4 protein-coding genes are annotated in these 5,246 nt (G+C 66.3%); 2 read left to right on the top strand and 2 right to left on the bottom strand.

Annotated features, from left to right (window positions below; translation table 11 throughout):
• Positions 1-383 precede the first annotated feature (383 nt).
• The gene (locus CLM62_RS49335) at positions 384-1,466 is read right to left on the bottom strand and encodes a hypothetical protein (RefSeq protein WP_143659082.1); all 1,083 of its coding nucleotides are present in this window, start codon (positions 1,464-1,466) and stop codon (positions 384-386) included.
• A 1,128-nt stretch (positions 1,467-2,594) separates the two neighbouring features.
• On the opposite strand from CLM62_RS49335, the gene CLM62_RS49330 reads away from it, so the two are divergent.
• On the top strand, positions 2,595-2,867 hold the full coding sequence (locus tag CLM62_RS49330) for a hypothetical protein (protein ID WP_143659081.1): 273 nt from the start codon (positions 2,595-2,597) through the stop codon (positions 2,865-2,867).
• An 83-nt stretch (positions 2,868-2,950) separates the two neighbouring features.
• Here CLM62_RS49330 and CLM62_RS15420 read toward each other — a convergent pair whose 3' ends face one another.
• Positions 2,951-3,490, bottom strand: a complete 540-nt coding sequence (locus CLM62_RS15420; protein ID WP_257003857.1) for a Ku protein — start codon at positions 3,488-3,490, stop codon at positions 2,951-2,953.
• A gap of 35 nt (positions 3,491-3,525) precedes the next feature.
• Between CLM62_RS15420 and CLM62_RS15415 the strand changes: the two genes are divergently transcribed.
• Entirely contained in the window at positions 3,526-4,518 is a 993-nt protein-coding gene (locus CLM62_RS15415; protein ID WP_143659079.1) for a pentapeptide repeat-containing protein, read from the top strand.
• Positions 4,519-5,246: the final 728 nt, after the last annotated feature.

Genomic DNA, 5,246 nt, shown 5'->3' with positions numbered 1-5,246 from the left:
CAGGATCGAAGAGCTGCTTCGCTCACACGAGACCCCCGTGGAAGACCTCTTCAGCACACTGCTCGACGAGCTGGGCTTCCCCCAGGCCGCTGAGCCCTCACCTGCACCATAAGAAACGACCTCTAAGGCCGTGATCTTGACCGCCTAGCACACGGCTGTCGCGCGTCGGGGACGTTCGTCGAAAGATCGCTTGGGGGATGCGGCATGGGGCGGCTGCTCGGCGAAGACGTTCAACACCCGGCTAGGAACCGCGCTGGGCTCGGCGTGCGGCTACTGGCGCCGAACGAGTGGCTGGCCGGGGATCCGATGGTGCGGCTACGGACCCGGCCGTCATGCAGTTCTGATTCTGATCTGGTCGGGGTGGCTCGGACAGTAACCACCCCTCAAGTATTCAAACGATTGCGGTAGATCCGGTCGTCGGTCCCGCGCACGAACAGGTGCACCGCACCGTTGAACACAATGGGAGCGGGCCTTGAGACGGTTTTGCCGCTACCTTCGACCTCAACCCATCGGGCACCGAAGTGGTCGCCGTCGCCGGTGTTGCGGTAGATCCGGTCGTCGGTCCCGCGCACGAACAGGTGCACCGCACCGTTGAACACAACAGGAGCCGGCCCGGCAGTCGTCATGCCCCCACCTTCGACCTCGACCCAACGGCCGAACGGCCGTCCTCGAGGTGCCCGGTTGTGGTAGATCCGGTCGTCGGTCCCGCCCACGAACAGATGCAGGACATCTCCGACCATGACGGCGCCCGGCTCCGAGGGCGTCAGTCCGCCGCCCTCGACCTCGACCCAACGGCCGAACGGCGTGTCGGATCGGGCTTGGTTGTGGTAGATGCGGTCGTCGAGTCCGCGCACGAACAAGTGCAAATCGGGACCGTCGGCAAGGACAGCCGGCGCCGAACCTGTCAGCCCTCCGCCTTCGACTTCCTCGTAATCTGGTCCGCCGCCGAAACCCCCGTTGTAGATCCGGTTGTCGGTACCTCGGACAAACAGAACCCCCGCTCCGTGGAAGAGGGTGTAGGCCGGTTCGGATGCACTCAATCCATCCAGGCCGACGTCTTCCCAGCTGCCGAACGGTCCTCCACCAGACACGTTTTCGTAGACGCGGTCGTCAAACCCTCTGACTAGAAGACGCATTTGGTTGCGGTGAACAATCCCGGCGGGCCCGGACGGCGTCAATCCGCCGCCCTCGACTTCAACCCAGGCGCCCATCTGGCTTCTCCTCATTCGTCGGTACTTGGCGATCGTGATGCCCTTGATCTTCTTCGACGGGTCGGGGTTGTCCCGGCCCAGCCCGGGCCACGGGGCCCCGGTAGCGACCCGGCAGAGCCAGTCGGCGTTGATCGGGGCCTGACCGGCGATGTAGTCGTCGGCGAACTGGCACTTCTCAAATGCGAGCGCAAGTCCCGCAAGCCAGCTGGCGGCCACGTCGGCAATATCAGCGGGGACGGTCCGGGTCGTGTCCATCTCTCATTATCGGCGTGGCCGGCAACGCCCGCACGGCGACGAGCAGCCCGGCGCGCATCACAGTCCACCAAGGATGCGCCCGAGCTGGCTCAGATGGTGTTCAAAAGCGATCTTCCAAAGACCCATACACACGCGATGGATCACCCCAGGTGGTATGAGTCTCGAAAAGCTGTCTCACCAACAACGTCCCATAAAGGACTCTCGGCGGTTACTGACCTTTTCACGTCCCGGACCATGATCACCGGATTAGCGTTAACCGCTGTACCGATGTTCCATCTGCCGCCAATTGCACCGTGGTCGCAGTACGGCTGCAGCTGACTGTTCCCGCAGCCGCACAGCACGGCCCTGCTCTCGGCGCGCGTCCCCTCCTGAGTCTCCAGCGCCAGCTGGAGACTCAGGAGGGGACGCGCGCCGAGAGCAGGGCCGTCTGATGCGAACTCGCGGCGGTTAGCGAATCGGCACGCGTGAAGGCCCGGTGCAGGAACGGGCGAGGCTGGTTCGCCGACGTCCTGCCCCGGCTGCGGGCGCGCGCCGAGGACACCAGGGCCGGCATGGAGATACGCGGCTGGCGGCTACACACCGTCACTAGCAGGCTGGGTTCCTCGTTGAACTGGCGACAGTTGAATAGGAGAGCCCACCAATACCGGGGGCCGTATCCGGGTCGTCGACGAGCCGGACGGCACGTCGTGACCGCGATCGTGCAGCGGCTCACGACCGCAGACTGGGACTCCTGGTACACCACCGGACACCCGCACTTCGTCACGGACAAGGAGTCCGAGCGCTTCCGCCGGACGGTCCGGCCGAGACCCGGGATGACCGCCGTCGACCTGGCCTGCGGCAACGGTCAGTGGACGCGGCAACTCGCGGCCTGGTCGGAGCGGCAGAGAGGTGCTGCTGTTCTTCTCGGAATAGCGAGGCAGCACCGGATCACGCACGTTCGGCTCAGCGGATCGCGCACGGGGGTGCCACTCGGTCGCTCGGCGCGGAAGTGGTGATGAGTGTCCCGCTCCCAGTAACTGCAGCGAGCTACGGGTGTGTTGATGGGCCGCGTCCGAGGAACCGCGTCTCGCACGACGAGCTTGTCGTACCGCCGTCGAGAGACAAAGTGAGTATTCGTATAGTCATGGCATGACCAGAATAATCACGTGCCTTCTGGCGTGCGTCGGGGCCGGCGTGGTCCTGTGGTTGCTGACCAGCGCTCCGGACATCAGCTCGCGTTACCCAAGCTCCAAGTGCCACTCCGTCCTCGGCACCGAATGGAACTCTGCATATGGGTCGATGGAAGAAGGAATCGAGGCGACGTGTGCCTCCTTCCAGTCGCGCCGCCTGGGCTGGGCGGTGATGGTGTCGGTGCCGACAGTGGTGCTTGCCTCTGCAGGCATGCGTAGCCGAAGCACCTGAGGTTGTCCTGCTCTGCCGGCGCTCGCCGACGGCGTCAAGCCCTGCCCGCAGTGCCGGCAGGACACGGCGCTCGGCGTCCTGGACTAGGCGCTCCGCGGCCGCCGCCCCGACGTCTTCTTCGCCGCGGCCTTCTTCGCGGCAGTCTTCTTGGCCGGCTGCTTCCGCGCGGTCTTCTTGGCTGCCGTCTTCTCCGGCAGCTCGTGCACCTCAGCGTCCTCGCCGCGCGAGACCCGCGCCTTCTGCACGGACTCTTTCAGGGCCGTCATCAGGTCGACGATCTGGCGTGGCTGCTCCGGCTCCGGCATGACCGGCGGCTCGCGGTCCTCCCGCTTGGCCTCGATAATCTGGGCGATCGCCTCCGTGTACTCGTCGCGGAACTCGTCGCCCTTCAGCTCGTCCACGGTCAGGCTCTCGATGAGCCGCTCCGCCTCCTGGAGCTCCTCCTCGGACACCTCCACCGGCGGCGGCAGCAGCTCGGACGGATCACGAACTTCGTCCGGCCAGTGCATCAGGTGCATGACCAGGGTGTTCTCCCGGACACGGAGCAGGCCGAGGCGCTCGCGGCCGTGCCACGCCCATTTGGCGATCGCCACCCGCGACGAACGCTTGAGGGCCTCGACCAGCAGTTTGTACGGTTTGACTGCGACCTGCTCGCTCGGTGCGAGCCGACGACAACCAGCTCGCCGAGCGCTATACCACCGCTGCCGAGCAGCTCGGCCACGATCAGGCCGCAGTACGCCTGGCTGGCGTATACGCCATGGCCCGCCTCGCCGACGACTGGACCGAGCAACGACAGGTGTGCATCAACGTCCTCTGCGCCTACCTGCGCATGCCATACGAACCCGATCCCGGTCGCCGCTGGCGGCCGCCGGCAGTCCTCGGCTGGCCACAAGCAGGGAGGAAGCGTGGTCCCGCCGGTGGGTGGCTGAGGTACCTCCGCCCCGCCATCCACAAGGAGGGCGAACGCGAGGTCCGCCAGACCATCATCCGAGTCATCCGCGACCACCTCCGCCTGGTGCCCAAGCACCCGCACTCCTGGCAAGGCCTCGACTTTGACTTCACCAGAGTCACGTTCGACGGTGGCGACTTCTCCCGTGCGGTGTTCTCTGGCGGCAAGGTCACCTTCACCGACGCGAAGTTCACCGGCGGCGAGGTCACCTTCACCGACGCGGAGTTCAGCGGCGGCGAGGTCTACTTCGACGACGCGGAGTTCAGCGGCGGAACGGTCCACTTCCGCGGGAAGTTCAGCGGCGGAATGGTCCACTTCATCGGCGCGGAGTTCAGCGGTAGCAGCGTCCTCTTCGGCGGCGCGAAGTTCACCAGCGGCGAGGTCCACTTCGGCGGCGCGGAGTTCAGCGGCGGAACGGTCCACTTCGACGACGCGGAGTTCAGCGGCGGAATGGTCCACTTCATCGGCGCGGAGTTCCGCGGTAGCAGCGTCCTCTTCGGCGGCGCGAAGTTCACCAGCGGCGAGGTCGACTTCGGCGGCGCGGAGTTCAGCGGCGGCGAGGTTTCTCTTCATCGACGCGGAGTTCAGCGGCGGAACGGTCCACTTCATCGGCGCGGAGTTCCGCGGCGGGACGGTCCACTTCGACAACGCGGAGTTCCGCGGCGGAACGGTCCACTTCGACCGCGCGGAGTTCAGCGGTAGCAGGGTCCTCTTCATCGGCGCGGAGTTCAGCGGTAGCAGCGTCCTCTTCGGCGGCGCGAAGTTTACCAGCGGCGAGGTCGACTTCGGCGGCGCGGAGTTCAGCGGCGGCGAGGTCCTCTTCATCGACGCGGAGTTCAGCGGCGGAACGGTCCACTTCATCGGCGCGGAGTTCCGCGGCGGAACGGTCGACTTCGACAACGCGGAGTTCCGCGGCGGCATGGTCCACTTCGACGGCGCGGAGTACAGCGGCGGCGAGGTCAACTTCGGCATCGCGGCCGCCCCCCAGAGCTGGGGACCCTTCCATCCCCCAGATGGCTCCGCAGCGTGACTCCCACGAGGCGGAAGGCTGGAAACCGGCGCTCCCGCCCACGATCGCGGCTCTCACCGCGGCTTGCCGAAGGCGGAAGCACCACCAAGGCACCGGGTGTGCCCAGGACGGTTCTGAGTGCCCTTGGTACCCCACTACCGGCCGGCTGGTTGTCCCCTGGTGTCCGAGCTGGGATTCCAGGGCCATGACGGCCGGTCGTTTCCGCGAAGGCCATGACAGTCCCGGCCATGACAAGAGGGCTCGCGGCCTCAACGGCGGGCCCCGGCGGAAGCCGTCGACACTGTTGGCGAATCCGGGGCCTGAACGTGACGTCGGCCTTCATGACCCGTTGTGGTCGTGAAGGCCGACGTTGTGTTTGGGGGAGGGTGTCGGTGTCGTTGCACGCCAGGAAGATCGACGG

Source organism: Streptomyces sp. SA15, from assembly GCF_002291145.1.
Taxonomy (GTDB): domain Bacteria; phylum Actinomycetota; class Actinomycetes; order Streptomycetales; family Streptomycetaceae; genus Streptomyces.
This window is presented reverse-complemented; position numbering and strand designations above follow the sequence as displayed.

Excerpts from the sequence above, each read along its gene's own strand:
- CLM62_RS49335 (WP_143659082.1), bottom strand. The coding sequence starts at position 1,466 with ATGGACACGACCCGGACCGTCCCCGCTGATATTGCCGACGTGGCCGCC.
- CLM62_RS49330 (WP_143659081.1), top strand. The coding sequence starts at position 2,595 with ATGACCAGAATAATCACGTGCCTTCTGGCGTGCGTCGGGGCCGGCGTG.